We start from the raw sequence: 23,295 nt of genomic DNA, 5'->3' as shown, positions 1-23,295 counted from the left end.
GGTCGCGCCGCCCCGCTCCGTTCGCGCCCGCCGTCGCTCCCGCGCCGGTCATTGCGGCCTCCATCGATACATCATCACCTTGCCGCGCGCGTCCTCCTCGACGAAGATCAGGTACTCGCCGTTCTCGCGCCGGTACGCGCTGATCCCGAACGGCACGTCGACCCAGCCGGACGCGCGCCCGACCTCCGGCCCCGGCTTGATCACGCCGAGCTCGCGGCCGTTGTCCTTGTCGTACACGTGCACCGTGCCGACCGGCTCGACGCCGAACAGATAGCGCCCCTCGAGCGTCAGCCCGATCAGCGTGAAGATCGGCTTCGCGTCGAGCTGCCACGGCAGCGAAACCTGATAGCGCACGACGGGGGAGCCGCTCGACCACTTGTCGAAACGCACGAGCACGCGCCCCACCTCCTTCGACAGGCCGCCGACGCGCGCCGCGTCGGCCGTGTAGCCCGTCACGTACAGCGTGTCCGCGGACGCGTCGTACAGCGCGCGGCGCAGCTCGGTGAACGGCGCGGGCGTCGGGTACGTCGTCAGCTTGTCGTACGAGTAGATCGGGTTGCCGGCCTTGTCGAGCCCGCCGAAGCGAAAGCGCCGGATGCCGCGCGTGTCGCTCGTGCGCCAGATGTCGCCGTTCGTGTCGACCCACCAGCCCCAGCCGCCCGCCATGCCCTTGCCGGTCGTGTTCAGCTCGAATTCGCCTTCGTCGAAGCGGCCGTTTCCGTTCGCGTCGCGCCAGATCCAGTCGCCGCCCGGAGGCCGGTTCGGCACCTTGTCGACGGGCCGCGCGCGCCCCGCGAGCAGCCCCGACGGAATCGCCGTCTCGCCGTCGCGCTTCGGATCGAAGCGATAGATCTTCAGATGATCGGCGTACATGTCGGTCAGGTACAGGAACGTGCGGCCCGCGACCTTGCGCGCGAACGGCATTCCCGGCCATTGATCGGTGTTGAACACCGGATCGTCCGGATACTTGAAGCGATTCGACAGGAATCCCGCATATTTCCATTCCTTGCCCACGGGCTTCGACAGATCGAGCTCGAAGCGCTTGTTGCCGGTGTAGACGCTGTTCGGCCGGCCCGGATCGATCCACGCGCCGTCGACGAACAACAGGCCCTGCACCTGCCAGCGCAGCCGGCCGTCGGGCGCATAGCTCTCGAGCGTGCTGCCGAGCCCCGCGCCGATCGTGCCGTGACGCGGGCCGATGCCGTTCGTCGCCACATACACATTGCCCGCGCGATCGACGCCGACGCCCGTCAGCCCGTTGAAGCGCTGCGGCCCCGGCCGGCCCGCGTAGCCCGAGAAGATGCCGCCGCGCTCGCCGAGCGCGCCGCTCATCGCGTAGCCGCCTTCGGCCGATTTCGAGAAGATCAGGATCTGCTGGCGCGCGCCATTGTCGGCGACGAGCACGCGGCCCTTCGCGTCGGTCGCGACGTCGACGGCGTCGACGCCCGACGGCAGCTCGGGCGCGTCGTCGATCGCGCGGCCGTCGGGCCGCACGTGCGCGAGCTTCGCCGGCCCGTTGCGCGTGTCGGTCAACAACCACAGCGTGCCGTCGGCCGCGAGCGCGATCCGGCCCGGCTCGCGCGCGCTCCACGCGCCTTTCTTCTGCATCGTCTGCGCGTCGTACACGTTGACGGTGTCGTGCAGCGGATCGGTCGCGTACAGTGCGTTGTCGTTCGCGGCGAGCCCGGCGACTTCCGCGTGCGTGTCGGTCGGCACGTCGTTGACCATCAGGAAGCTCGCCGCGAGCTTCGCGCGCGCGTCGCCCGCCTTCGCGCTGCGAAACGGCGCGGCCTCTTTCACATCGCCGATCTCGCGGCGCGAGATGCCGTACCACTGCCGGCCCTTGTCCGGCCAGATGCCCGGCGCGACGAGCCGGCCCTTCTCGTTGCCGACCGCGATCGCGACGTACGCATAACGGCTGTTCACCGCGATCGCGCTGCCGCCCGCGTTGCCCCAGCCGTGCGTGCCGCCCGCGAAGCCGAGCATCTTGCCGTCCTGATAGACGCTCGCCTCCGCGCCGCTCTCGTCCCACGGCGCGTTCGTATACACCTTGCCGTCGGGCGTGACCGCGATCGCGCGAATGTCGATCTGCGTCCACGTGCCGTCGCCGTAGCCATAGGTATTGCCGATCCACGACGTCGTCGCGGGCAGCACGTTCTCCGCTCGCGCGGCGCCCGCGAGCGTCGCCGCCGCGCACACCGCCACTCCCATTCGCATCAAACGTCGCAAGACGCTTCTCCCTTCGACCGTGACGAGACGCCGGCGCGCCCGGCCACCAGCGAGCCCGACGCGCGAAACGCTCGTGCGTTTGCGACGCATGCATGCATCGCAAAATAGGTTTCAAACGATGCGAAGCAGGTTACAAGCAAAAATATTCACAAGAAATTTGGAAATATTTGCGGATATTTCGACGCGCAAGAATGTATCGAATGATCAAATCGAATCGTTTCGCATGGCCGCGCGCCGGCAAGAACGACCGGCGGCACCCGCGCGGACGCGTAGAAAATGCCGCGCCGCAGCATGCGCGGCCAAGGCGATCGGGGTCGAATGCCACGCCGAATTCGCTCGCCGCGCCCCGTGAATGCGGCCGCCGCGCCGCTTGCGGAAAAAATCGAACGAATCTCGGCGCGTTTTTTTGCCGATTTCTTTTCCCTAGAATCGATTTCGACTCGATCTTTCATTTATTTCAGCGGATGCACAACGATTCGGAGCGAGCGCGCAGAAAGCGCAATGCGCGGCCGGCGCCGGATCGTCGTCGTTCGCCCCCGTGCCCGATGACTCGCGATACGCTCGTTGCCCCGCCCGCCCACGCCGGCCGCATCGTCCAGCTCGATGGCCTGCGCGCGCTCGCCGTGCTCGCGGTGTTCTTCCAGCATGCGCTGAAGGCCCCGCTGTGGATCGGCGTCGACCTCTTCTTCGTGCTGAGCGGCCTGCTCATCACCGGCATCCTGCTCGAGCGCAAGGCGCGCGGCGCGTCGTACTTCGGCTATTTCTACGCGCGCCGCGTGCGCCGCATCCTGCCGCCGTATCTGCTGCTGCTCGTCGTGTCGTCGATCCTGTTCGGCGTCGAATGGGCGAGGCACTGGCCTTGGTATGCGTTCTTCTCGACGAATATCGGGCTGTCGCTCGGCAGCATCGGGCACGACAGCCTGAACGTGCTGTGGTCGCTCGCCGTCGAGGAGCAGTTCTACATCTTCTGGCCGTTCGTCGTGCTGCTCGTTCCGGCGCGCGCGCTCGCGTGGGTCGCGGCCGCGCTGATCGTCGCGGCGCCGCTTCTGCGCGCGCTCGCGACGCCGTGGTTCGATTCGTTCTGGCCGATCTACTACCTGACGCCGTTCCGGATGGACCTGCTCGCCGCGGGCGCGCTCCTCGCCGTCGCGCTGCGCCGCGACCGGCGCGCGCTCGAGCCGTACTACGGCGCGGCGATCGCGGCCGCCTGCGCGGCGCTCGCGGTGCTCGCGTGGCTGCATTTGTCGTTCCCGCGCTTTCGCGCGGCAAACACGCCCCTCTCCAATGCGACGCTCTACAGCGTGTCGCTCGTGCTGTGCACGTCGATCGTCGTGATCGCGCTGCGCGGGCGCGGCCTCGTGCAGCGCGTGCTGACGAATCCCGCGCTCGTCTATGTCGGCACCGTCAGCTACACGATCTATCTCGTCCACCTGAGCGTGCTGTACGCGCTCTGGCCGCTGCATCTGAACCGCTACCTGACGGCCGCGCTCGCGTTCGCCATCACGCTCGGGTACGCGAGCGCGAGCTGGTACGGCTTCGAGCGGCGCCTGACGCGCGGCGCGCCCCGGCCGGCGCTCGCGGGCGCCGCGCGCGCATCCGCATGATCCGATTCACTCCATCGTTCGATTAGGAAACCGCAATGACCCAAGCACGCAAGGCGATCATCACCGGGATAACGGGCCAGGACGGCGCTTATCTGACGAAGCTTCTGCTCGACAAGGGCTACGAAGTCGTCGGCACGTATCGCCGCACGAGCTCGGTGAACTTCTGGCGCATCGCCGAACTCGGCGTCGACAAGCATCCGAACTTGACGCTCGTCGAGCACGACCTGACCGATCTCGGCTCGAGCCTGCGCCTCATCGAACGCACGCAGCCGGACGAGCTGTACAACCTCGCCGCGCAGAGCTTCGTCGGCGTATCGTTCGACCAGCCGGCGACGACGGCCGAAGTCACGGGCCTCGGCGCGCTGAACCTGCTCGAGGCGATCCGCATTGTGAACCCGAAGACCCGCTACTACCAGGCGTCGACCTCGGAGATGTTCGGCAAGGTGCAGGCGATTCCGCAAACCGAGAGCACGCCGTTCTATCCGCGCAGCCCATACGGCGTCGCGAAGCTGTTCGCGCACTGGACGACGGTCAACTATCGCGAGTCGTACGGCATCTTCGGCTCGAGCGGGATCCTGTTCAATCACGAATCGCCGCTGCGCGGGCGCGAGTTCGTCACGCGCAAGATCACCGACACCGTCGCGAAGATCAAGCTCGGCAAGGCGAACCGGCTCGAGCTCGGCAACATGGATGCGAAGCGCGACTGGGGCTTCGCGCTCGAGTACGTCGAAGGGATGTGGCGAATGCTGCAGGTGGACAGGCCCGATACCTACGTGCTCGCGACGAACCGCACCGAGACGGTCCGCGATTTCGTGCGGATGGCGTTCGCGGCGGCCGGCTACCAGCTCGAATGGAGCGGCAAGGCCGAGGACGAGCGCGGCATCGACACGGCGACGGGCAACGTGCTCGTGTCGGTGAATCCGAAGTTCTACCGCCCCGCCGAAGTCGATCTGCTGATCGGTTGCGCGGACAAGGCGAAGGACAAGCTCGGCTGGGCCCCGAAGACGACGCTCGAGGAACTGTGCCGGATGATGGTCGAAGCCGACATCACGCGCAACCGCCACCATGAGACCTTCTGAGCCCGGCGCGCGGCGCGCGCTCGTCACCGGCATCGCGGGCTTCACCGGCCGCCATCTCGCCGCGCGCCTCGAAGCCGACGGCTACGACGTGTGGGGCACGGTCGCGCCCGACACCGACGCGCCGGGCGACCCGCTGCTGCGGCGCTGGCGCTGCGTGAAGGCGGATCTGCTCGACGTCGACTCGCTGCACGCGGCGGTCGCCGACGCACGGCCGCACGCGGTCGTGCACCTCGCCGCGCGCGCGCACGTCGCGCACGGCGATCCGCAGGACACGTACCTCGTCAACGTGGTCGGCACGCGCAACCTGCTCGCGTCGCTCGCGGGCCTCGACGCGAGCCCGGACGCGGTGCTGCTCGCGAGCAGCGCGAACGTCTACGGCAACGCGCCGATCGAAGTGCTCGACGAATCGGCGCCGCCGCGGCCCGCGAACGACTACGCGGTCAGCAAGCTCGCGATGGAATACATGGCGAAGCTCTGGCTCGACCGCCTGCCGATCGTGATCGCGCGGCCGTTCAACTATACGGGCGTCGGCCAGAGCGACGCGTATCTGCTGCCGAAGCTCGTCGCGCATTACGCGCGCGGCGAGCCGCGGATCTCGCTTGGCAATCTCGACGTGAGCCGCGATTTCTCCGACGTGCGCGACGTCGTCGACGCCTACGCGCGGCTCGTCGACGCCGCGCCCGCGGGCGAGACGTTCAACGTGTGCGCGGAGCGCGGCCATGCGTTGAAGGAAGTGCTGGCGATGCTCGCGCGGATCGCGGGCTACGTGATCGACGTGAGCGTCGATCCGCGCTTCGTGCGCGCAAACGAGGTGAAGAAGCTGGTCGGCTCGCGGCAGAAGCTGCGCGGCGTGATCGGCGACGCGCGCCGCACGCCGCTCGACGAGACGCTGCGCTGGATGTACGGCGACATGCGCGCGGCGCTCGCCGCGCGCGCGGGTCAGCCGGCGAGCTGAGCGTCGATGCTCTTCGCGAGCGGCGACGGCGTGTCGCCCGTGTGCAGCGTCGTGACGGTCTCGATCAGCGCGATCCCGCACTCCGCATCGGCGACCGGGTTGTGCATCGTGTTCTTCGGCACGATGCAGAAGTCGCCGGCATTCAGCACGACGTCGTCGCGCCCCTCGAATTGAATGCGCAAGCTGCCGTAGACGACGTAGAACATCTCGTCCTCGTCAGCCCGCGAACCCGCCCGCGAGCCCGCGCGCGAGATCGTCGCGGATGTCCGCCGGAGCCTCGAGTCCGACCGCGAGCCGGATCAGCCCTTCGGTAATCCCCGCCGCCTCGCGCGCCTCTGGCGCGATCCGGCTGTGCGTCGTCGTCGCCGGATGCGTGATCGTCGTGCGCGTGTCGCCGAGGTTCGCGGTGATCGACACGATCTTCGTGCCGTCGATCACGCGCCACGCGTTCGCGCGCTGCTGCTCCGGCGTGTCGCCCTTCAGCTCGAACGACACGACCGAGCCGCCCGACTTCTGCTGACGCTTCGCGAGCGCATGCTGCGGGTGCGATTCGAGCCCCGGATAGAACACGCGCTTGACGGCCGGATGCGCTTCGAGCCAGCGGGCGATCTCGAGCGCGTTCTCCGATTGCCGGTTCACGCGCAGCGACAGCGTCTCCATCCCCTTGAGCAGCACCCACGCGTTGAACGCGGACAGCGTCGGCCCCGCGGTGCGCACGAACGGGAACACCTTCTCCATGATGAACGCCTTCGACCCGACGAGCGCGCCGCCGAGCACGCGGCCCTGGCCGTCGAGGAACTTGGTCGCCGAGTGCATCACGACGTCCGCGCCGAGCTTGAGCGGCTGCTGCAGCACCGGGCTGCAGAAACAGTTGTCGACGACGAAGAGCGCGTTCGCGGCCTTCGCGATCTTGCCGATCGCCTCGATGTCGGCGAGCTCCGTCATCGGGTTCGACGGCGTCTCGAGGAAGAACATCTTCGTCTCGGGGCGCACGGCGGCGCGCCATGCGTCGAGATCGGCCGGATCGACAAACGTCGTCGTGATCCCGAACTTCGCGAAGATCTGGCCGAACAGCCCGAGCGTCGAGCCGAACAGGCTGCGCGAGCTGACGAGGTGGTCGCCCGCCTGCAACGCGGCCATCACGACCGACGTGATCGCCGCCATCCCGGACGCGGTCGCGATGCACGCCTCGCCGCCCTCGAGCGCCGCGAGGCGGTCCTGGAACATCGTGACGGTCGGGTTCGTGAAGCGCGAGTACGTGTAATAGTCTTCCGAATGCTTGAAGCGCTCGGCCGCCTCGGCCGCGCTCGCGTAGCAGAAGCTCGACGTCAGGAAGAGCGCTTCCGAATGCTCGTTGAATTCGCTGCGCAGCGTGCCCGAGCGGACGGCGAGCGTGTCGAAGTTGAGAGAGTCGTCCATGTTCCGTTCATCCGTTTTCAAGCGCATCGCCGCCATGCGCACCGCACGGCGCGCATGCCGCGATGCGCAGATCAACAAAAAGCCCGCTCATGCGTCGGCATCAGCGGGCTTGGTGTGCGGTACGAACAGCTATCGACTCGGGCCGACGTGGCGCTGCTCGCCGGCCTTCGCTTTAGCTGTTTCGGGTTGCCCCGCGTCCGCAAGCTGAAATCAAATCGACGCAAGGCGCCATCGTATCACGCCTTTTCGGTCATGTGCGCGGGCGCTCACTCGACCGACAGTTGCAGGTTCATCTGCGAGCGCTCGGCGCCTTCGCCGCTCGGATCGCGATCCGCCTGCGACGCGGGCGCGAGGCGCGCGCGCTCGATCGCGTCCAGATACTCGGGCGTGACGTCGCCCGTGATGTAGTCGCCGTCGAAGCACGACGCCTCGAAGCCCTCGAGCGACGGGTTGATGTCGCGCACCGCGCGGCGCAGATCGTCGACGTCCTGGTAGATCAGGTAATCGGCGCCGATGATCTTCGCGACTTCCTCGTCGGTGCGGCCGTGCGCGACGAGCTCGCCGCGCGTCGGCATGTCGATCCCGTAGACGTTCGGGAATTTCACGGGCGGCGCCGCCGAAGCGAAGATCACCGATTTCGCGCCCGCGTCGCGCGCCATCTGCACGATCTCGTGCGAGGTGGTGCCGCGCACGATCGAATCGTCGACGATCAGCACGTGCTTGTCCTTGAACTCGATGCTCATCGCGTTGAGCTTCTGGCGCACCGACTTCTTGCGCACCGCCTGGCCGGGCATGATGAACGTGCGGCCGACATAACGGTTCTTGAAGAAGCCCTCGCGATACTCGACGCCGAGCTTCGCCGCCACCTGCATCGCAGCCGGCCGCGACGAATCGGGAATCGGCATCACGACGTCGATCGGCACGTTCGGCAGCTCGCGCCTGACCTTCTCGGCGAGGTAGTCGCCCATGCGCAGGCGCACGTTGTAGACGGGCACGCCGTCGAGGCACGAATCCGGGCGCGCGAGGTACACGTACTCGAACATGCACGGGTTCAGGCTCGGCTTGTCCGCGCACTGGCGGCTGTGGAACCTGCCGTTCACGTCGATGAAGACCGCCTCGCCCGGCTTCACGTCGCGGACGAATTCGAAGCCGATGCCCTCGACCGCGACCGATTCCGACGCGACGATCCACTCGGTGCCCTGTTCGGTTTCGAGCTTGCCGATGCAAAGCGGGCGGATGCCGAACGGATCGCGGAACGCGAGCAGGCCGTAGCCCGCGATCAGCGACACGATCGCATACGAGCCGCGCGCGCGGCGGTGCACGCCCGCGACCGCCTTGAACAGCGAATCGGGATCGAGCTCGAGGCCCGTCGTCGAGAGCTGCAGCTCGTGCGCGAGCACGTTCAGCAGCACCTCGCTGTCGGAATTCGTGTTGATGTGGCGGCGGTCGATGCGGAACATCTCGTCCTTCAACTGCTGCCAGTTCGTCAGGTTGCCGTTGTGCGCGAGGATGATGCCGAACGGCGCATTCACGTAGAACGGTTGCGCTTCGGCTTCACTCGACGCGGAGCCCGCCGTCGGGTAACGGACCTGACCGATCCCGGCCGTGCCGGGCAGGCTGCGCATGTTGCGCGTGCGGAACACGTCGCGCACCATGCCGTTCGCCTTGTACATATGGAAATTGCTGCCGTCCGCCGTCGCGATGCCCGCCGCGTCCTGACCGCGATGCTGCAGCAGCAGCAGGCTGTCGTAGACAAGCTGGTTGACCGGGGACTGGGAGATAACGCCTACGATGCCGCACATGGCATGTCCTTCAACGATACAAAAAACGGTTCGGTCGGTGCGCTCGCGCGGATCAGACGTGAATGTACGCAGCGAGCCCGTCGGGCAAGAGCGGCTTGAGCTCGCGCACGCCCTGTTCGGCGAACGGACGCAGCAACGCGTCGCGCCAGAAATCCTGTTTCGGCAGCTCGGTGAGTCCCGCCGCCGCGACGAGCAGCAGCACGAGCAGCACGCCGCGCACGAGGCCGAACATCATGCCGAGCGACCGGTCGACGCCGCCCAGGCCCGTCGCCTGCGCGATCCGCGACAGCAGCGCGTTCGCGACGCCCGCGACGAGCACGACGCCGATGATGATCAACGCGAACGCGACGACCCACTGGGTCAGCGCGCCGCCCGGCCAAGTCGCCGGAATATAGGGCAGCACGACGCCGACGAAACGGCACGCGATCAGAAATGCGGCGATCCAGCCGATCAGGCCGAAGATCTCGCCGACGAATCCCCGCCACGCGCCGCGCAGCGCCGACAAACCGATCACCAGCAGCACGGCGTAATCGAAAGCAGTCAGCATCGCCCGTTACTGCGTGAGGCCCGCTTCGCGCACCTTCGCGATCGCGGCGGAAGCGGCCACGCGATCGGCGAACGGCCCCGCGCGCAACAGTGTAGCCGTACTGCCGTCGGCCTGCTTGCGGTGCTCGACATACGCGGGCACGCCCGCCGCCTTCAGCTTCGTCGCCCAGTTGCGGGCGGCCGCGTCGTCGCGGAACGCGCCGAGCTGCAGCGCGAAGCGCGCGCCGGGCGGCGATGCGGGCGAAGACGCGTCGCCGTCGGCCGATGCGGTCGCGGCCGGCGCGCGCGACGCCGGGACCGCATCGGCCGACGGCTGCGCGGCCGGCTTCTGCGCGGCGGCGGTCTGGGCCTTCCTGGCTTCCTTGGCGCCCGTCTTCGTGTCCGGCTTCACATCCGGCTTCACATCCGATTTGGCGGCTACGGCAGGCGCGGGCGCGGCGGCAGCGGCCGTCTCGGACGCGGGCGGCTCGTCGTGCGCGACGCCCGCCTGGACGTCCGACGCGTCTTCGTCGTTCGCGGCGGCCGCCTGGTGCGACGGGCGATTCGGGATGTCGATCTGGACGTCGTCGGTGACGGGCTTCGGATGCGAATCGAGCACCATCGGCAGCACGATCACCGCGGCGACGACGAGTGCGATCGCGCCGACGAGCCGCCGGCGCGCGCGTTGTTTTTCAGGAAGGGTCGGATCGAGCAGCAGTGCGTCGGTATCGGGCCGCTCGGTGCGGCGCGAACGGCGTTCCACGCGTTCGGTGCGCACGGCCCGGGCGCCGGACCGCGCCCCGCGCCTTTGCGGCGCGTCGTCCTCTTTCTTGCCGAACGAGAAAATTCCCATGTATGGCTGAACCCGAAGCTACTCGTCAGTCAGTGGTCATGGCGGCGGTCCACGACGGGCATCACGCCCGCTACCGTGTAGAAGCTACCGAAAACCACAATTCTATCATTGTCGGATGCGCTTTTTAGTGCATCGAGGAACGCATCGGCCGGCGCCGCGTGGCGCGTGACGCTGTGCTGCGCGCCGTTCTCGACGCCCGCGCCGCGCAGCACGCGCTCGAGCACGTCGGCCGACGCCGCGCGCGGCAGCGGCAGATCGGTCAGATGCCAGTGATCGATCGCGCCCTTCAGCCGCGCGACGATTCCCACGAGATCCTTGTCTGCCATCGCGCCGAACACCGCGTGCGTGTACGGGTAGTAGCCCATCGAATCGAGATTCTGCGCGAGCACCGCGGCCGCGTGCGGATTGTGCGCGACGTCGAGCAGCACGAGCGGCTTGCCGGGCAGCACCTGGAAACGCCCCGGCAGCTCGACGTTCGCGAGCCCGAGCCGGATGTCCTGCGCGGACACGGGCAGCCGCTCGCGCAGCGCCTCGAGCGCGGCGAGCGCCGCCGACGCGTTGAGCAACTGGTTCGCGCCGCGCAGCGCCGGATACGCGAGCGCCGGATAGCGCTTGTCGCGGCCGAGGTACGCCCATTGCTGGCGCTCGCTGCCCGGCTGCGTCGAGCAGCGGAAGTCGCGCCCGACGAGCCACAGATCCGCGCCGATCGCGGCCGCATGGTCGACGAGCGCGTGCGGCGGCGCCGGGTCGCCGCAGATCGCGGGCTTGCCCGGCCGGAAGATGCCCGCCTTCTCGAACGCGATCTTCTCGCGCGTGTCGCCGAGATAGTCGATGTGGTCGACGTCGATGCTCGTCACGATCGCGCAATCGGTATCGATCACGTTGACCGCGTCGAGCCGGCCGCCGAGCCCCACTTCGAGGATCACCGCGTCGAGCCCGCGCGACGCGAACAAGTGCATGATCGCGAGCGTCGTGAACTCGAAGTACGTGAGCGACACCGGCTCCGGCAGGCTCGTGCGCGCCGCCTCGACCGCCTCGAAGTGCGGCAGCAGCGCTTCGTCGTCGACGATCCGGCCGTCGATGCGCGCGCGCTCGTTGAAGCGCAGCAGATGCGGCGACGTGTGGCAGCCGACCTTGTAGCCCGCGCGCGTCAGGATCGTCTCGAGGAATGCACAGGTCGAGCCCTTGCCGTTCGTGCCGCCGACCGTGATCACCGGGCACGCGAATTCGAGCTTCAACGCGTCCTTGACCCGGCCGATGCGGGTGAGGCCCATGTCGATGCCGACGGGATGCGCGCTTTCGAGGTGCGAGAGCCACGCGTCGAGAGTGGAAAAAGTGCTCATCGAATCCAAGGCGAATCAAAGCGGCGAATCAAAACGGATACGCCGAAAAAACAAACGCGCCGCTCGGCGCAAGCCGAGCGGCGCGCGGTCGTGCGATCACGCGCGCGGCCGTCAAGCCAGCGCGTCGGCCGGCTGGCGCTGCAACAGCGCGAGCAACTGCGCGATTTCGTCGCGCATCTTGCGGCGGTCGACGATCATGTCGATCGCACCCTTCTGCAGCAGGAACTCCGCGCGCTGGAAGCCTTCCGGCAGCTTCTCGCGCACCGTCTGCTCGATCACGCGCGGGCCGGCGAAGCCGATCAGCGCCTTCGGCTCGGCGATCACGACGTCGCCGAGAAACGCGAAGCTCGCCGACACGCCGCCCATCGTCGGATCGGTCAGCACCGAGATGAACGGCAGCTTCGCCTCGGACAGCTTCGTCAGCATCGCGGTGGTCTTCGCCATCTGCATCAGCGACAGCAGGCTCTCCTGCATCCGCGCGCCGCCCGACGCGGCAAAGCAGATGAACGGCACCTGCTGCTCGAGCGCGTTCTGCGCGCCGCGCACGAAGCGCTCGCCGACGACCGAGCCCATCGAGCCGCCCATGAACGAGAACTCGAAGCACGCGGCGACGACGGGCAGCGTGTGGATCGCGCCGCCCATCACGACCATCGCGTCGGTCTCGCCCGTCTCGTCCATCGCTTCCTTCAGACGGTCCGGATACTTGCGGCTGTCCTTGAACTTCAGCGTATCGACCGGGACGATCTCCTGGCCGATCTCGTAGCGGCCTTCCGGATCGAGCAGCGCGTCGAGGCGCTCGCGCGCGCCGATGCGCATGTGGTGATCGCACTTCGGGCACACGTGCTGATTCGCGTCGACGTCGTTGCGGTACAGCACCGCTTCGCACGACGGGCACTTGACCCACAGGCCCTCGGGAATCCCCTTGCGGCTTTTCGGATCGGTCTGCTTGATCTTCGGCGGCAACAGTTTGTCGAGCCAGCTCATCGTATGGTTTCCTGTTCGGTGACGGACCGGGCGTTGCGCGCCCGGCCCGCGGTCAGCTTGTGTTGACGTGTCGCGTGCGGCTTACGCCGCCGGCTTCGCCGCGCCGTCGATCGCGGCGCGCAACTCGGCGACGAACCCCTGGAGCTCGGCGGCGGCGTTCTCCGGCGCGGCCTGCTCCAGCAACTGGACGAGGCGGCTGCCGATCACGACGGCATCCGCCACCCCGGCCACCGCGCGCGCCGTCGCGGCGTCGCGGATGCCGAAACCGACCCCGACGGGAAGCGGCACGCGCGACTTGATGGCCGGGATTTTACCCGCAATGCTGGAAACATCCAGATTTGCGGCGCCCGTCACCCCTTTGAGCGACACATAGTAGACGTAGCCGCTCGCCACCTGGCCGACGGCGGCGATCCGGTCGTCGGTCGAGGTCGGCGCGAGCAGGAAAATCGGATCGATGCCCGCCGCTTGCATCTTCGCGGCGAAATCGTGCGATTCCTCGGGCGGATAGTCGACGACGAGCACGCCGTCGACGCCCGCGTCGCGCGCGGCCGCCGCGAACGCATCCTCGCCCATCCGCTCGATCGGATTCGCGTAGCCCATCAGCACGACGGGCGTCTTCTGGTCGCGCTCGCGGAAGCGCCTCACGTCGTCGAGCACGCGATGAAGCGTCACGCCCTTCGCGAGCGCGCGCTCCGACGAGCGCTGGATCACGGGGCCGTCCGCCATCGGATCGGAGAACGGCACGCCGAGCTCGATCACGTCGGCGCCGCCTTCGGCGAGCGCGTGCATCAGTTCGACGGTCCTCGCCGGATCGGGATCGCCCGCGGTGATGAACGGGATCAGCCCCTTGCGGCCTTGGGCGGCGAGTGCGGCAAAAGTATTCTGAATACGGGACATGACTTTTTCCAAATCGTTTTGCTATCGCGCGTATCGCGCTGCTCACGCGTCGGCCGGCGCCGAGATTGCCGCGAGCGACGCGACGCGTTCGCGTGCGATCGCGCAATAGCTTTCGTTGATCTCGTAGCCGACGAAGTCGCGCCGCTGCCGCGCGCAGGCCACCGCGGTCGTGCCGCTGCCCATGAACGGATCGAGCACGCGGCCGCCCGGCGGGCAGCTCGCGAGCACCATCCGCTCGATGATTTCGAGCGGCTTCTGGGTCGGATGATCGACGCGCTCCGCGTGCTGCCGGTGCAGGCGCGAGACCGACCAGACGTCCTTCGGGTTGTAGCCCATCTCCAGCCACTTGCTGCCTTCGAACAGCTTGCGCGAGCGGGCCTTCTTCGTATCGGCGTCGTACGGGATGCGGACCGGATCGAGATCGAAGTAATAGCCCTTCGAAACCGCGAAAAAGCCGATGTTGTCGTGCACCGACGTGAAGCGGCGCGTCGTGCCGCCCATGCTCGGCACGCGCCGGTCCCAGATGATCTCGTTGACCATCGTGAGCTTCGTCTTCAGGAAGCTGAAGATCTCGGGCGCGTACTGCCACGTGCAGAACACGTACATCGAGCCGGTGGGCTTGAGCTTCGGTATCGCGAGTTCGAGCCACTCGCGCGTCCACGCGAGATGCTCGTCGCCCGAGCGCTTGTCCGAGTCGTTGCCGTAGTCCTTGCCGAGCCCGTACGGCGGATCGGCGACGATCAGGTCGATCGACGCGTCCGGCAGGCTCGCGGCGTCGTGCAGGAAATCGCGGTTGTGCAATTCGATGCCGGCGGACAGCGCGCGCGGCGCGACGGCGGCAGGCTGAACCGCTTCCGCGTCGCTCGCGGCGCCGCCGCCCGGCTCTTCGATCAGGTCGCGCATCGGTCGGGGTTCAGAGCACGAGGCCCGATCGCTCGGCGACCGTGTGCATGTCCTTGTCGCCGCGCCCCGACAGGTTGACGAGCAGGATCTTGTCCTTCGGCAGCGTCGGCGCGAGCTTCACGCCGTATGCGATCGCGTGGCTCGATTCGAGCGCCGGGATGATCCCCTCGATCCGGCAGCAATCGTGGAACGCCTTCAGCGCCTCGTCGTCGGTGATGCCGACGTACTGCGCGCGGCCGCTGTCCTTCAGCCACGCGTGCTCGGGGCCCACGCCCGGATAGTCGAGGCCCGCCGACACCGAATGCGTCTCGATGATCTGGCCGTCGCCGTCCTGCAGCAGATACGTGCGGTTGCCGTGCAGCACGCCCGGGCTGCCCGCGATCAGCGAAGCCGCGTGATGGCCGGTGTCGAGCCCGTCGCCCGCCGCCTCGACGCCGATCAGCCGGACGGCCGCGTCGTCGATGTACGGATAGAAGATGCCCATCGCGTTCGAGCCGCCGCCGACGCACGCGATCACCGCATCCGGCTGCCGGCCGGCGAGCTCGGGCATCTGCACCTTGCATTCGTCGCCGATCACGCGCTGGAAGTCGCGCACCATCATCGGGTACGGGTGCGGGCCCGCCACCGTGCCGATGATGTAGAACGTGTTCTCGATGTTCGTGACCCAGTCGCGCATCGCCTCGTTCAGCGCGTCCTTCAGCGTGCGCGAGCCGGATTCGACGGGCACGACGGTCGCGCCGAGCAGCTTCATCCGGTAGACGTTGGCAGCCTGCCGGCGCACGTCTTCCGAGCCCATGTAGACAACGCACTCCATCCCGAAGCGCGCGCAGATCGTCGCGGTCGCGACGCCGTGCTGGCCCGCGCCCGTCTCGGCGATCACGCGCTTCTTGCCCATCCGCTTCGCGAGCAGCGCCTGGCCGATCACGTTGTTGATCTTGTGCGCGCCCGTGTGGTTCAGGTCTTCGCGCTTCAGGTAGATCTGCGCGCCGCCGAGCGTCTCGCTCCAGCGCTGCGCGTGATAGATCGGCGACGGACGGCCGACGAAGTGCTTCAGCTCGCGGTCGTACTCGGCGACGAAATCGGGATCGCTCTTGAATTTCTCGTAAGCGGCACGCAGCTCGTCGAGCGCGTGAATCAGCGTTTCGGCGACGAACACGCCGCCATATGGGCCGAAATGGCCACGATCATCGGGAAGGTTATACATGACGTCACTCTCGGTTCGACCGCGCGGCGGGCGCCGGATTCTCGATTCCGGCGCCCGCCGCGCGGACTGGCATCACCCGGCGTCCGCTTCGCGCACTGCGCGCACGAACGCCGCCATGCGGGCGCGATCCTTCACGCCCTTCGCGCCCGGCGCTTCGATGCCGCTCGAGACATCGACCGCGAACGGACGCACCTGACGGATCGCGTCACCGACGTTTTGCGCGTTCAACCCACCACTCAAAACGGCCCGACGCGCGAGCTCTGCTGGGATAAGTGACCAATCGAAGACCTTGCCGCTGCCGCCGTAGTGCTCGACGAGCGTGTCGAACAACAGGCCGCGGGCTGCCGAATAGTGAAGTGCCGATTCTACCAAATCGGCCGGCCGGCTCGCCACGCCCACGCGCAGCGCGCGCAGCCACGGCAGCCGCGCCGCCGCGGCGAGCGATGCGCACTGTTCGGGCGTCTCGTCGCCGTGGAATTGCAGCAGCGTGAGCGGCACTGCGTTCGCGACGCGCGCGATCTCGTCCTCGGTCGGATTGACGAACAGCCCGACGACCGACACGAACGGCGGCACGCGCGCGGCGAGCGCGGCCGCCTGCTCGAGCGTCACCGCACGCGGGCTCTTCGGGTAGAACACGAGGCCGATCGCGTCGGCGCCGAGTTCGGCCGCCCAGTCGACGTCGCCCGCCTTCGACAGCCCGCAGAGCTTGATCCGCGTGCGCGGCGGCGGCGCGTCGCCGCCCGTGTCGCCGTGCGCGCCGGCGGCAGGCGCGTCGGTCGTCGTCGCAACGGCCGGATGGGCCGGATGGGCCGGATGGGTCGTATCGGTCGTCATGGTCGTCCGTCCAGATCGGCCCACACGCTGCTCCACGGCACGCTGCCGAGCTGCGCGGGCGGCACCGCGAATTCGGCCGGATAGCCGACGTGCGCGAGATAGAGCCCTTCGGGCATGAAAGTCGGCGCCGCGCAATCGCGGTCGCGGCTCTCGAGCACGTCGGCGAGCCACGACGCCGGATAGCGGCCGCGCCCCACCGCGACGAGGCAGCCCATCAGGTTGCGCACCATGTGGTGCAGAAATGCACTCGCGCGGAAGCGGAAATGGATGAAATCGCCGTCGGGGCGGATGCCGATCTGGTACAGATGCTTGACGGGCGATTTCGCCTGGCACTCGGACGAGCGGAACGCCGAGAAATCGTGCTCGCCGACGAGGTGGCCGGCCGCTTCGCGCATCGCGTCGATGTCGAGCGGCGTGTGGACCCAGCCCGTGCGCCCCGCGAGCATCGGCGAGCGCACCGGATGCACGTACAGCGCGTAGTAATAGGTGCGCTCGTACGCGGCGAAGCGCGCGTGGAACGTGTCCGGCATCGGCTTCGCCCACTGCACCGCGATCGTCGACGGCAGGAACGCGTTCGTGCCGCGCACCCACGAGAAATCCGCGCGATCGAGGTCGGTATCGAAATGGACGACCTGGCCGAGGCCGTGCACGCCGGTGTCGGTGCGGCCGGCGACCGTCGTGTGCAGCGACGTCTGCGCGAATTCCGCGAGCGCCGCCTCGAGCGAGTCCTGGACGGTCTTGCCGTGCGGCTGCGACTGCCAGCCGCAGAACGCCGCGCCGTCGTACTGAATGCCGAGTGCGATTCTCATCACGACAGATCGGCGAGTTTTGCGAGCATCACGCGCGCTTCGTCGCGCGTGTCGGCGTGATCGGCTTCGATCACTTCGTGCAGCAGCGTGCGCGCGCCGGCTAAGTCACCGAGTTCGACGTATTCGGACGCGAGCTCGAGCTTGTTGCGCGCGATCTTCGCGAGCGCCTCGGGCGTGAACGCCGGCAGCGACGCGCTCGGGCCGGACGGCAACTCGAGGTCGAAATCGAGGTTCAGCGCGCCGAATTGCGCGACGCCGAGCGGCGGCGGGTTCGCCGTCTGCGCGGCCGGCGCATGGCCCGGCTCGGCCGGCACCGGCGCGGCGAACGATGCGCCGGGCGGCCGCGGGGCCGCGGACGGCGGCTCGGCGTGCGCGGGCGGCGCGTCCGGCGGTTCGATGCGCGGCGTCGCGGCTTCGTGCAGCGCGGTGGCTCGCGGCGGCTGTGGCACATCGCCGGCCGGGAGCGGCGCGGCTTGCGCCTGGCCGTCGTCGCGCCCGGTTTCGCCAGGCCCCGCAGCGTCCCCTTCCGTCTGCCGCGGCGCGACGCGGGCGTCGTCGTCAAACGATTCGACCCCGTCAAGGTCCGACGCCCCTGCTGCTTCACCATGTGTTTGCGCTCCACGCGGATTTTCCGCGCCAATTGGCGGATGGGCGGCGGGTGGACCGTTAGTTGCACTTTGCGCACCGCGAGAATCGGTCGGCTCGGCATGTTGCAATTGCGCCGCCTGGTCCGCATCGGTCGATGTCGACTCGCGCGGCGGCAACGGCATGTCGAGACTGTCGAGCGCCGCGATCGCGTCGCTCGGAAACGCCTGTCGCCATGCGTGCGGCGCCAGCTTCGCGCCCGTCTGCGGAACGCCGGACGGCTTGTCGCCGGTCGATTCGGGCGCGTGCGGCGCGCCGCCCTGCTCGTCCGGGCCCGGGATCTTCAGCGTCAGCGGCTCGACGGCCGGCGCTTGCGGCTCGCGAGCCGGCGCGGCGTCCTCGTCGGCAGCCGGCGATGGCTCCGGTCCCCGCGGCAAGGGCGCGTGCTGCGCGGCGGCAGCCGTCACGCCTCGCCCGCCCCTGTCGGCCTCGTCGTCCCTATCGTGCCGGTCTTCTTCCTTCGCATCCGGCCCGGCCGGCGCGCCGGCGATCGCGGCAACCGCGTCCGGATCGAGCGCGGGCGCCGGCGTGAACGCGCCCGGCTCGATCGCGTCGGCGGACGCGCCCTTCTTGCGTCGGCGCAGCGCGAAGCCCGCGATCAGCGCGACGACCGCCGCACCGACCGCGATCGCGGCGCCCGTGTTGAACGGCACCTGCGGCGCTGCCGCGCGCGGCGAAGCGCTCACGGGCGGCGTCGCGGTGGATGCGGACGCGGCGCTCGTCGCCGATCCGGCCGCGGCTTCGGATGCGGCGGCTTCGGCACTCGCCGACGCCGATGTCGGCGCTGACGTCGCCGTACCGGCCGAGGCGCTCGCCTGCGGCTTCTGCGCACTCCCCGCCGCGGGCGCCGGCGCAGGCGCGACGTTCGCGGCAGGCTTGCCGATTCCGTGTTTCTGCAACTCCATCAGCACGCGATTCTTCAGTGCGAGCAACTGCTGCAGGCTCGACGGTCGCGCCTGCGAGGCACCCGTCGCCGCCTGCGCGGCCGAACCCGACAGCCCATGACTCGCGGCCCCGGGCGCGAGCAATGCCTCCGCGCCGGCCGCCGACGCGCCGTTCGCGCCGGCCGGCGCTTGCTGAATCGAGCCGCTCCAGACGTGCGCGCTGCCGACGCCGGACGAAGCCGCAGGCGCCGCCGCTTGAGCCGCAGACGCCACCACTTGAGCGGCCGCCGACGATGCGTGCACCGACGCCGCGCCGGGCGCCGACGCGCCGTTCGCGCCGAAGGCCGAGCCGGTTGCGCCGGAAGCCGCGAACGCCGTCGCGCCGCTTGCCGCCGCGGCATGCGATGCTGCCGGATGCGACGCCGCAGCCGGCGCGGCCGATGCGCCCGCATGCGACGCCGCGCCGGCAATTGCCGAAACCGCCGAAGCCGCCGGCGCGCCACTCGCCGCCGCGCCGCTTGCAGCCGTGCCGGCCGCAGCGCCCGTCGCGTCGAGCGCCGGCACGGTCAACTGCGCGCCGATCTTCAGGCGGCTCGGATCGCGCTTCATGAACGCCTGCGGATTCGCGTCGAAGAGCGCGCGGCCCGCGCGCGCCAGCACGCCGGGATCGTGCGATTGCGTGACGGCAACGGCAATGTCGTTGAGCGACTGCCCCGGCCGCACGGTGATCGTGAGCGGCGCGGCCTGGTCGGCCGCCGCGGCACTCGCCGCATCCGGAGCCGCGTAGGCGGCGCTCGCGCCGGCCAGCGCGAGAACGGCGACCGCGACTGCGCGCCGCGCGGACGGCAGGCCATCGGAGATCGTCGTCGAAGAAAGGAATCGAAGCGTCATCGGCTTGGTTGCCGCGGCATGACGCGGCCTGAGTTCGCGTTTGGATTGAGACAAAATCGGACCGCAAATAAAAAAAGCGTCGCGTGAAACGCGACGCTTTCGGGTTGTGTACGCGTCGTAATCGCGTAGTTTACTTTACTTGTCGAGCAGAATGCGCAGCATCCGGCGCAGCGGCTCGGCCGCGCCCCACAACAATTGATCGCCGACGGTAAATGCCGACAGGTATTCGCCACCCATTGCGAGCTTGCGCAGGCGGCCGACCGGCACCGACAGCGTGCCCGTCACCTTCGCCGGCGACAGATCGCGCATCGACGCGTCGCGCTCGTTCGGCACGACCTTCACCCAGTCGTTCGCCGATGCGAGGATGCCGTTGATCTCGTCGAGCGGCACGTCCTTCGTGAGCTTGATCGTGAGCGCCTGCGAGTGGCAGCGCATCGCGCCGATCCGCACGCACAGGCCATCGACCGGAATCGAGCCCGGCTCGCCCATCGCCGGCTTGCCGAGGATCTTGTTGGTTTCCGCGCCGCCCTTCCATTCTTCCCGCGACATCCCGTTGCCGAGATCCTTGTCGATCCACGGAATCAGCGAGCCCGCGAGCGGCACGCCGAACTGGCTGGTCGGCATCGCGTCGCCGTTCATCGCGGCGAGCACGCGGCGGTCGATGTCGAGGATCGCCGACGCCGGATCGGCGAGCTGCGCCGCCACCGCGCCGTTCAGCGCGCCCATCTGCGCGAGCAGCTCGCGCATGTTCTGCGCGCCCGCGCCCGACGCGGCCTGGTACGTCATCGCCGTCATCCAGTCGACGAGGTTCTCGCGGAACAGGCCGCCGAGCGCCATCAGCATCAGACTGACCGTGCAATTGCCGCCGATGAAGTTCTTCGTGCCCTTGACGAGCGCGTCCTTGATCACGTTCAGGTTCACGGGATCGAGAACGATCACCGCGTCGCCGTTCATCCGCAGCGCCGAAGCCGCGTCGATCCAGTAGCCGTTCCAGCCGGCCGCGCGCAGCTTCGGGAAGACGTCGTTCGTGTAATCGCCGCCCTGGCACGTGATGATCACGTCGCACTTCTTCAGGTCGTCGATGCTCGTCGCATCCTTGAGCGTGGTCTCGTTTTTCGCGAACGACGGCGCCTTGCCGCCCGCGTTGCTGGTGCTGAAAAACACCGGCTCGATCAGATCGAAATCGCCTTCTTCCTGCATGCGCTGCATCAGCACGCTGCCGACCATGCCGCGCCAACCTACGAGACCTACGTTCATGAGTAACCCTTTGCTGGAGCTTCCCCGCCTTTTCCGTCCCCGGCGCGACCGCGCGGGGAAACAGGCGGGCACGACGGACGACGATCAGATTTTCGTGATCGTTTTCGTGATGATGGTGATTTTGCCGATGACGATGGCGCGCGCACCCGCACGGGCTTGATTGCCGTGGAGTTTCGAGACCGGGGAGATCAGGGAAGTCGCCATCATTCGAGTCTACACAAACCTGAGGGGCCGCACAACGGCCGGAAAAGCCGGACGGACCCCGTTTTCGCAGCCGCCGCGCCGCCTTGCGGCGGCGAGCCGCGCTCAGGCGCGCGGCCCGCTTGCCGGGCTAGCGGCGCTTACAGCGCCGCGACCACCGCGTCGCCCATCGCCGTCGTGCCGACCTTGTTGCAGCCCGGCGTCGCGATGTCGGACGTCCGGTAGCCCGCCTCGAGCACCGTCCTGACCGCGCGCTCGATCCGGTCCGCCTGCTCCGCGCGGCTCAGCGAGTAGCGCAGCAGCATCGCGGCCGACAGGATCGTCGCGAGCGGGTTCGCGACGCCCTTGCCCGCGATGTCCGGCGCGGAGCCGTGCGACGGCTCGTACAGGCCCTTGTTGTTCCTGTCGAGCGACGCGGACGGCAGCATGCCGATCGAGCCCGTCAGCATCGACGCCTCGTCGGACAGAATGTCGCCGAACATGTTGCCCGTCACGATCACGTCGAACTGCTTAGGCGCCTTCGCGAGCTGCATCGCCGCGTTGTCGACGTACATGTGCGACAGCTCGACGTCCGCGTATTCCTTCGACACGTCGATCATCACGTCGCGCCAGAACTGCGACGTCTCGAGCACGTTCGACTTGTCGACCGACAGCAGCTTCTTCGCGCGTTTGCGCGCCGCCTGGAACGCGACATGGGCGATGCGGCGCACTTCCGGCTCCGAGTAGCGCATCGTGTCGAAGCCTTCGCGCTCGCCCGCGAACGGGCCGTCCGGCGCGGCGCGCACGCCGCGCGGCTGGCCGAAATAGATGTCGCCGTTCAGCTCGCGCACGATCAGGATGTCGAGGCCCGCGACGAGCTCGGGCTTCAGCGGCGACGCATCGACGAGCTGCGGGTAGCAGATCGCCGGGCGGAAGTTCGCGAACAGCCCGAGGTGCTTGCGCAGGCCGAGGATCGCCTGCTCGGGCCGCAGCGCGCGCTCGAGCGAATCGTACTTCCAGTCGCCGACCGAGCCGAACAGGATCGCGTCCGCTTCCTTCGCGAGCTTGAGCGTCGCGTCGGGCAGCGGATGGCCGCTCGCCTCGTAGCCCGCGCCGCCGACGGGCGCTTCTTCCAGTTCGAACGTCTCGTCGAGCGCGTTCAGCACCTTCACCGCTTCGTTGACGATTTCCGGACCGATGCCGTCGCCGGGCAGCACTGCAATCTTCATGCGAAATTCCTGACTAGATGAATGGTGGGATTCGGGCGACGCGAGCGCGCCGCGATGCACGGCCCGCGCGCTCGCGCGAGAAACGCAGGACGTCGGTCAGCCGATCAGCCGGTTGTCGAGCCACGGCTGCTTCGCGAGCCGCTCCACCTCGAACTGGCGGATCTTGTCCGCGTGGCGCAGCGTGAGGCCGATGTCGTCGAAGCCGTTCAGCAGGCAGTACTTGCGGAACGCGGTGATCTCGAACGGATATTCGCGGCCGTCCGGCGCGCGCACGACCTGCGCGTCGAGGTCGACCGTCAGTTGGTAGCCGTTGAACGCGACCGTCTCGTTGAACAGGTGATCGACCTGCTGCTCGGTCAGCGCGATCGGCAAGAGCCCGTTCTTGTAGCAGTTGTTGAAGAAGATGTCGGCGAAGCTCGGCGCGACGATCGCGCGGAAGCCGTACTGCTGCAACGCCCACGGCGCATGCTCGCGCGAGCTGCCGCAGCCGAAGTTCTTGCGCGCGAGCAGGATCGACGCGCCCTGGTAGCGCGGCTGGTTCAGCACGAAGTCCGGGTTCAGCGGACGCTTCGAGTTGTCCTGGCCGGGCTCGCCATGATCGAGATAGCGCCACTCGTCGAACGCGTTCGGGCCGAAGCCCGTGCGCTTGATCGACTTCAGGAACTGCTTCGGAATGATCGCGTCGGTGTCGACGTTCTCGCGATCGAGCGGCGCCACGACGCCGGTATGCACATTGAATTTTTCCATGATCCGTCAACCAGATTGGAGG

At 68.4% G+C, this 23,295-nt stretch carries 21 protein-coding genes and 1 pseudogene; 4 read left to right on the top strand and 18 right to left on the bottom strand.

Annotation, left to right across the window (positions count from 1 at the left end; genetic code table 11):
• Positions 1–48: 48 nt before the first annotated feature.
• Both AQ610_RS22230 and AQ610_RS36330 read right to left on the bottom strand, forming a co-directional pair.
• Entirely contained in the window at positions 49–2,205 is a 2,157-nt protein-coding gene (locus AQ610_RS22230; protein ID WP_006028636.1) for an NHL repeat-containing protein, read from the bottom strand.
• A gap of 170 nt (positions 2,206–2,375) precedes the next feature.
• Positions 2,376–2,681, bottom strand: coding sequence for a hypothetical protein (locus AQ610_RS36330; protein WP_156436736.1), 306 nt, complete (start codon positions 2,679–2,681; stop codon positions 2,376–2,378).
• 93 nt (positions 2,682–2,774) lie between these two features.
• Between AQ610_RS36330 and AQ610_RS22220 the strand changes: the two genes are divergently transcribed.
• From AQ610_RS22220 to AQ610_RS22210, 3 genes are read left to right on the top strand one after another with little or no spacing between them, the layout of a single operon-like run.
• Positions 2,775–3,833, top strand: a complete 1,059-nt coding sequence (locus AQ610_RS22220) for an acyltransferase family protein (protein WP_009915652.1) — start codon at positions 2,775–2,777, stop codon at positions 3,831–3,833.
• A gap of 35 nt (positions 3,834–3,868) precedes the next feature.
• Positions 3,869–4,912 (top strand): GDP-mannose 4,6-dehydratase, encoded by a 1,044-nt coding sequence (gmd, locus tag AQ610_RS22215; RefSeq protein WP_006028634.1) that lies wholly within the window; start codon positions 3,869–3,871, stop codon positions 4,910–4,912.
• Positions 4,899–5,867, top strand: a complete 969-nt coding sequence (locus AQ610_RS22210; RefSeq protein WP_006028633.1) for an NAD-dependent epimerase/dehydratase family protein — start codon at positions 4,899–4,901, stop codon at positions 5,865–5,867. Before gmd ends, AQ610_RS22210 begins: the two co-directional genes overlap by 14 nt.
• Here the strand turns inward: AQ610_RS22210 and AQ610_RS22205 are convergent.
• The 14 genes and pseudogenes from AQ610_RS22205 to asd form a co-directional block, all read right to left on the bottom strand.
• Positions 5,852–6,088, bottom strand: a pseudogene (locus AQ610_RS22205) (cupin domain-containing protein); the annotation flags it as partial. The gene AQ610_RS22210 and the pseudogene AQ610_RS22205 overlap by 16 nt on opposite strands.
• Complete coding sequence (locus tag AQ610_RS22200) at positions 6,084–7,286, bottom strand: O-succinylhomoserine sulfhydrylase (RefSeq protein WP_009915656.1); 1,203 nt, start codon at positions 7,284–7,286, stop codon at positions 6,084–6,086. The pseudogene AQ610_RS22205 and the gene AQ610_RS22200, both read right to left, overlap by 5 nt.
• A gap of 266 nt (positions 7,287–7,552) precedes the next feature.
• Positions 7,553–9,088, bottom strand: coding sequence for an amidophosphoribosyltransferase (gene purF, locus AQ610_RS22195; RefSeq protein WP_006028630.1), 1,536 nt, complete (start codon positions 9,086–9,088; stop codon positions 7,553–7,555).
• A 52-nt stretch (positions 9,089–9,140) separates the two neighbouring features.
• Positions 9,141–9,635: a CvpA family protein gene (locus AQ610_RS22190; RefSeq protein ID WP_006028629.1), complete on the bottom strand. Its 495-nt coding sequence runs from the start codon at positions 9,633–9,635 to the stop codon at positions 9,141–9,143.
• Positions 9,636–9,641: 6 nt separating this feature from the next.
• Positions 9,642–10,376 carry an SPOR domain-containing protein gene (locus AQ610_RS22185; protein ID WP_197417887.1) on the bottom strand — a complete coding sequence of 245 codons (735 nt, stop codon included), beginning with the start codon at positions 10,374–10,376 and terminating at the stop codon, positions 9,642–9,644.
• Positions 10,377–10,495: 119 nt separating this feature from the next.
• Positions 10,496–11,809 carry a bifunctional tetrahydrofolate synthase/dihydrofolate synthase gene (folC, locus tag AQ610_RS22180; protein ID WP_006028627.1) on the bottom strand — a complete coding sequence of 438 codons (1,314 nt, stop codon included), beginning with the start codon at positions 11,807–11,809 and terminating at the stop codon, positions 10,496–10,498.
• 111 nt (positions 11,810–11,920) lie between these two features.
• The gene (gene accD / locus AQ610_RS22175) at positions 11,921–12,793 is read right to left on the bottom strand and encodes an acetyl-CoA carboxylase, carboxyltransferase subunit beta (protein WP_006028626.1); all 873 of its coding nucleotides are present in this window, start codon (positions 12,791–12,793) and stop codon (positions 11,921–11,923) included.
• An 81-nt stretch (positions 12,794–12,874) separates the two neighbouring features.
• Positions 12,875–13,690, bottom strand: a complete 816-nt coding sequence (gene trpA, locus AQ610_RS22170) for a tryptophan synthase subunit alpha (RefSeq protein WP_009915661.1) — start codon at positions 13,688–13,690, stop codon at positions 12,875–12,877.
• A gap of 42 nt (positions 13,691–13,732) precedes the next feature.
• A complete protein-coding gene (locus tag AQ610_RS22165; protein ID WP_006028624.1) occupies positions 13,733–14,593 on the bottom strand; it encodes a DNA-methyltransferase in 861 nt (286 codons plus the stop codon).
• Between the two features lie 10 nt (positions 14,594–14,603).
• Complete coding sequence (gene trpB / locus AQ610_RS22160; RefSeq protein ID WP_006028623.1) at positions 14,604–15,797, bottom strand: tryptophan synthase subunit beta; 1,194 nt, start codon at positions 15,795–15,797, stop codon at positions 14,604–14,606.
• A 72-nt stretch (positions 15,798–15,869) separates the two neighbouring features.
• Positions 15,870–16,631, bottom strand: coding sequence for a phosphoribosylanthranilate isomerase (locus tag AQ610_RS22155; protein ID WP_006028622.1), 762 nt, complete (start codon positions 16,629–16,631; stop codon positions 15,870–15,872).
• Positions 16,628–17,440 (bottom strand): tRNA pseudouridine(38-40) synthase TruA, encoded by an 813-nt coding sequence (truA, locus tag AQ610_RS22150; protein WP_009915663.1) that lies wholly within the window; start codon positions 17,438–17,440, stop codon positions 16,628–16,630. The genes AQ610_RS22155 and truA overlap by 4 nt, the downstream gene beginning before the upstream one ends.
• Positions 17,440–19,860 carry a FimV/HubP family polar landmark protein gene (locus tag AQ610_RS22145; RefSeq protein ID WP_006028620.1) on the bottom strand — a complete coding sequence of 807 codons (2,421 nt, stop codon included), beginning with the start codon at positions 19,858–19,860 and terminating at the stop codon, positions 17,440–17,442. Before AQ610_RS22145 ends, truA begins: the two co-directional genes overlap by 1 nt.
• A gap of 135 nt (positions 19,861–19,995) precedes the next feature.
• Positions 19,996–21,117 (bottom strand): aspartate-semialdehyde dehydrogenase, encoded by a 1,122-nt coding sequence (gene asd / locus AQ610_RS22140; RefSeq protein WP_009915670.1) that lies wholly within the window; start codon positions 21,115–21,117, stop codon positions 19,996–19,998.
• Between asd and AQ610_RS22135 the strand changes: the two genes are divergently transcribed.
• Positions 21,116–21,277: a hypothetical protein gene (locus AQ610_RS22135; protein WP_009915671.1), complete on the top strand. Its 162-nt coding sequence runs from the start codon at positions 21,116–21,118 to the stop codon at positions 21,275–21,277. The two genes, asd and AQ610_RS22135, sit on opposite strands and share 2 nt — an antisense overlap.
• 181 nt (positions 21,278–21,458) lie before the next feature.
• Here AQ610_RS22135 and leuB read toward each other — a convergent pair whose 3' ends face one another.
• Together leuB and leuD are read right to left on the bottom strand one after the other, a co-directional pair.
• Positions 21,459–22,526 (bottom strand): 3-isopropylmalate dehydrogenase, encoded by a 1,068-nt coding sequence (gene leuB, locus AQ610_RS22130; protein ID WP_009915672.1) that lies wholly within the window; start codon positions 22,524–22,526, stop codon positions 21,459–21,461.
• Positions 22,527–22,622: 96 nt separating this feature from the next.
• Positions 22,623–23,273 carry a 3-isopropylmalate dehydratase small subunit gene (gene leuD, locus AQ610_RS22125; protein WP_006028617.1) on the bottom strand — a complete coding sequence of 217 codons (651 nt, stop codon included), beginning with the start codon at positions 23,271–23,273 and terminating at the stop codon, positions 22,623–22,625.
• Between the last annotated feature and the right edge of the window lie 22 nt (positions 23,274–23,295).

It is taken from the genome of Burkholderia humptydooensis (genome assembly GCF_001513745.1).
GTDB lineage: Bacteria > Pseudomonadota > Gammaproteobacteria > Burkholderiales > Burkholderiaceae > Burkholderia > Burkholderia humptydooensis.
The sequence above is the reverse complement of the archived record's forward strand: the minus strand, read 5'-3'. Positions and strand labels throughout refer to the sequence as shown.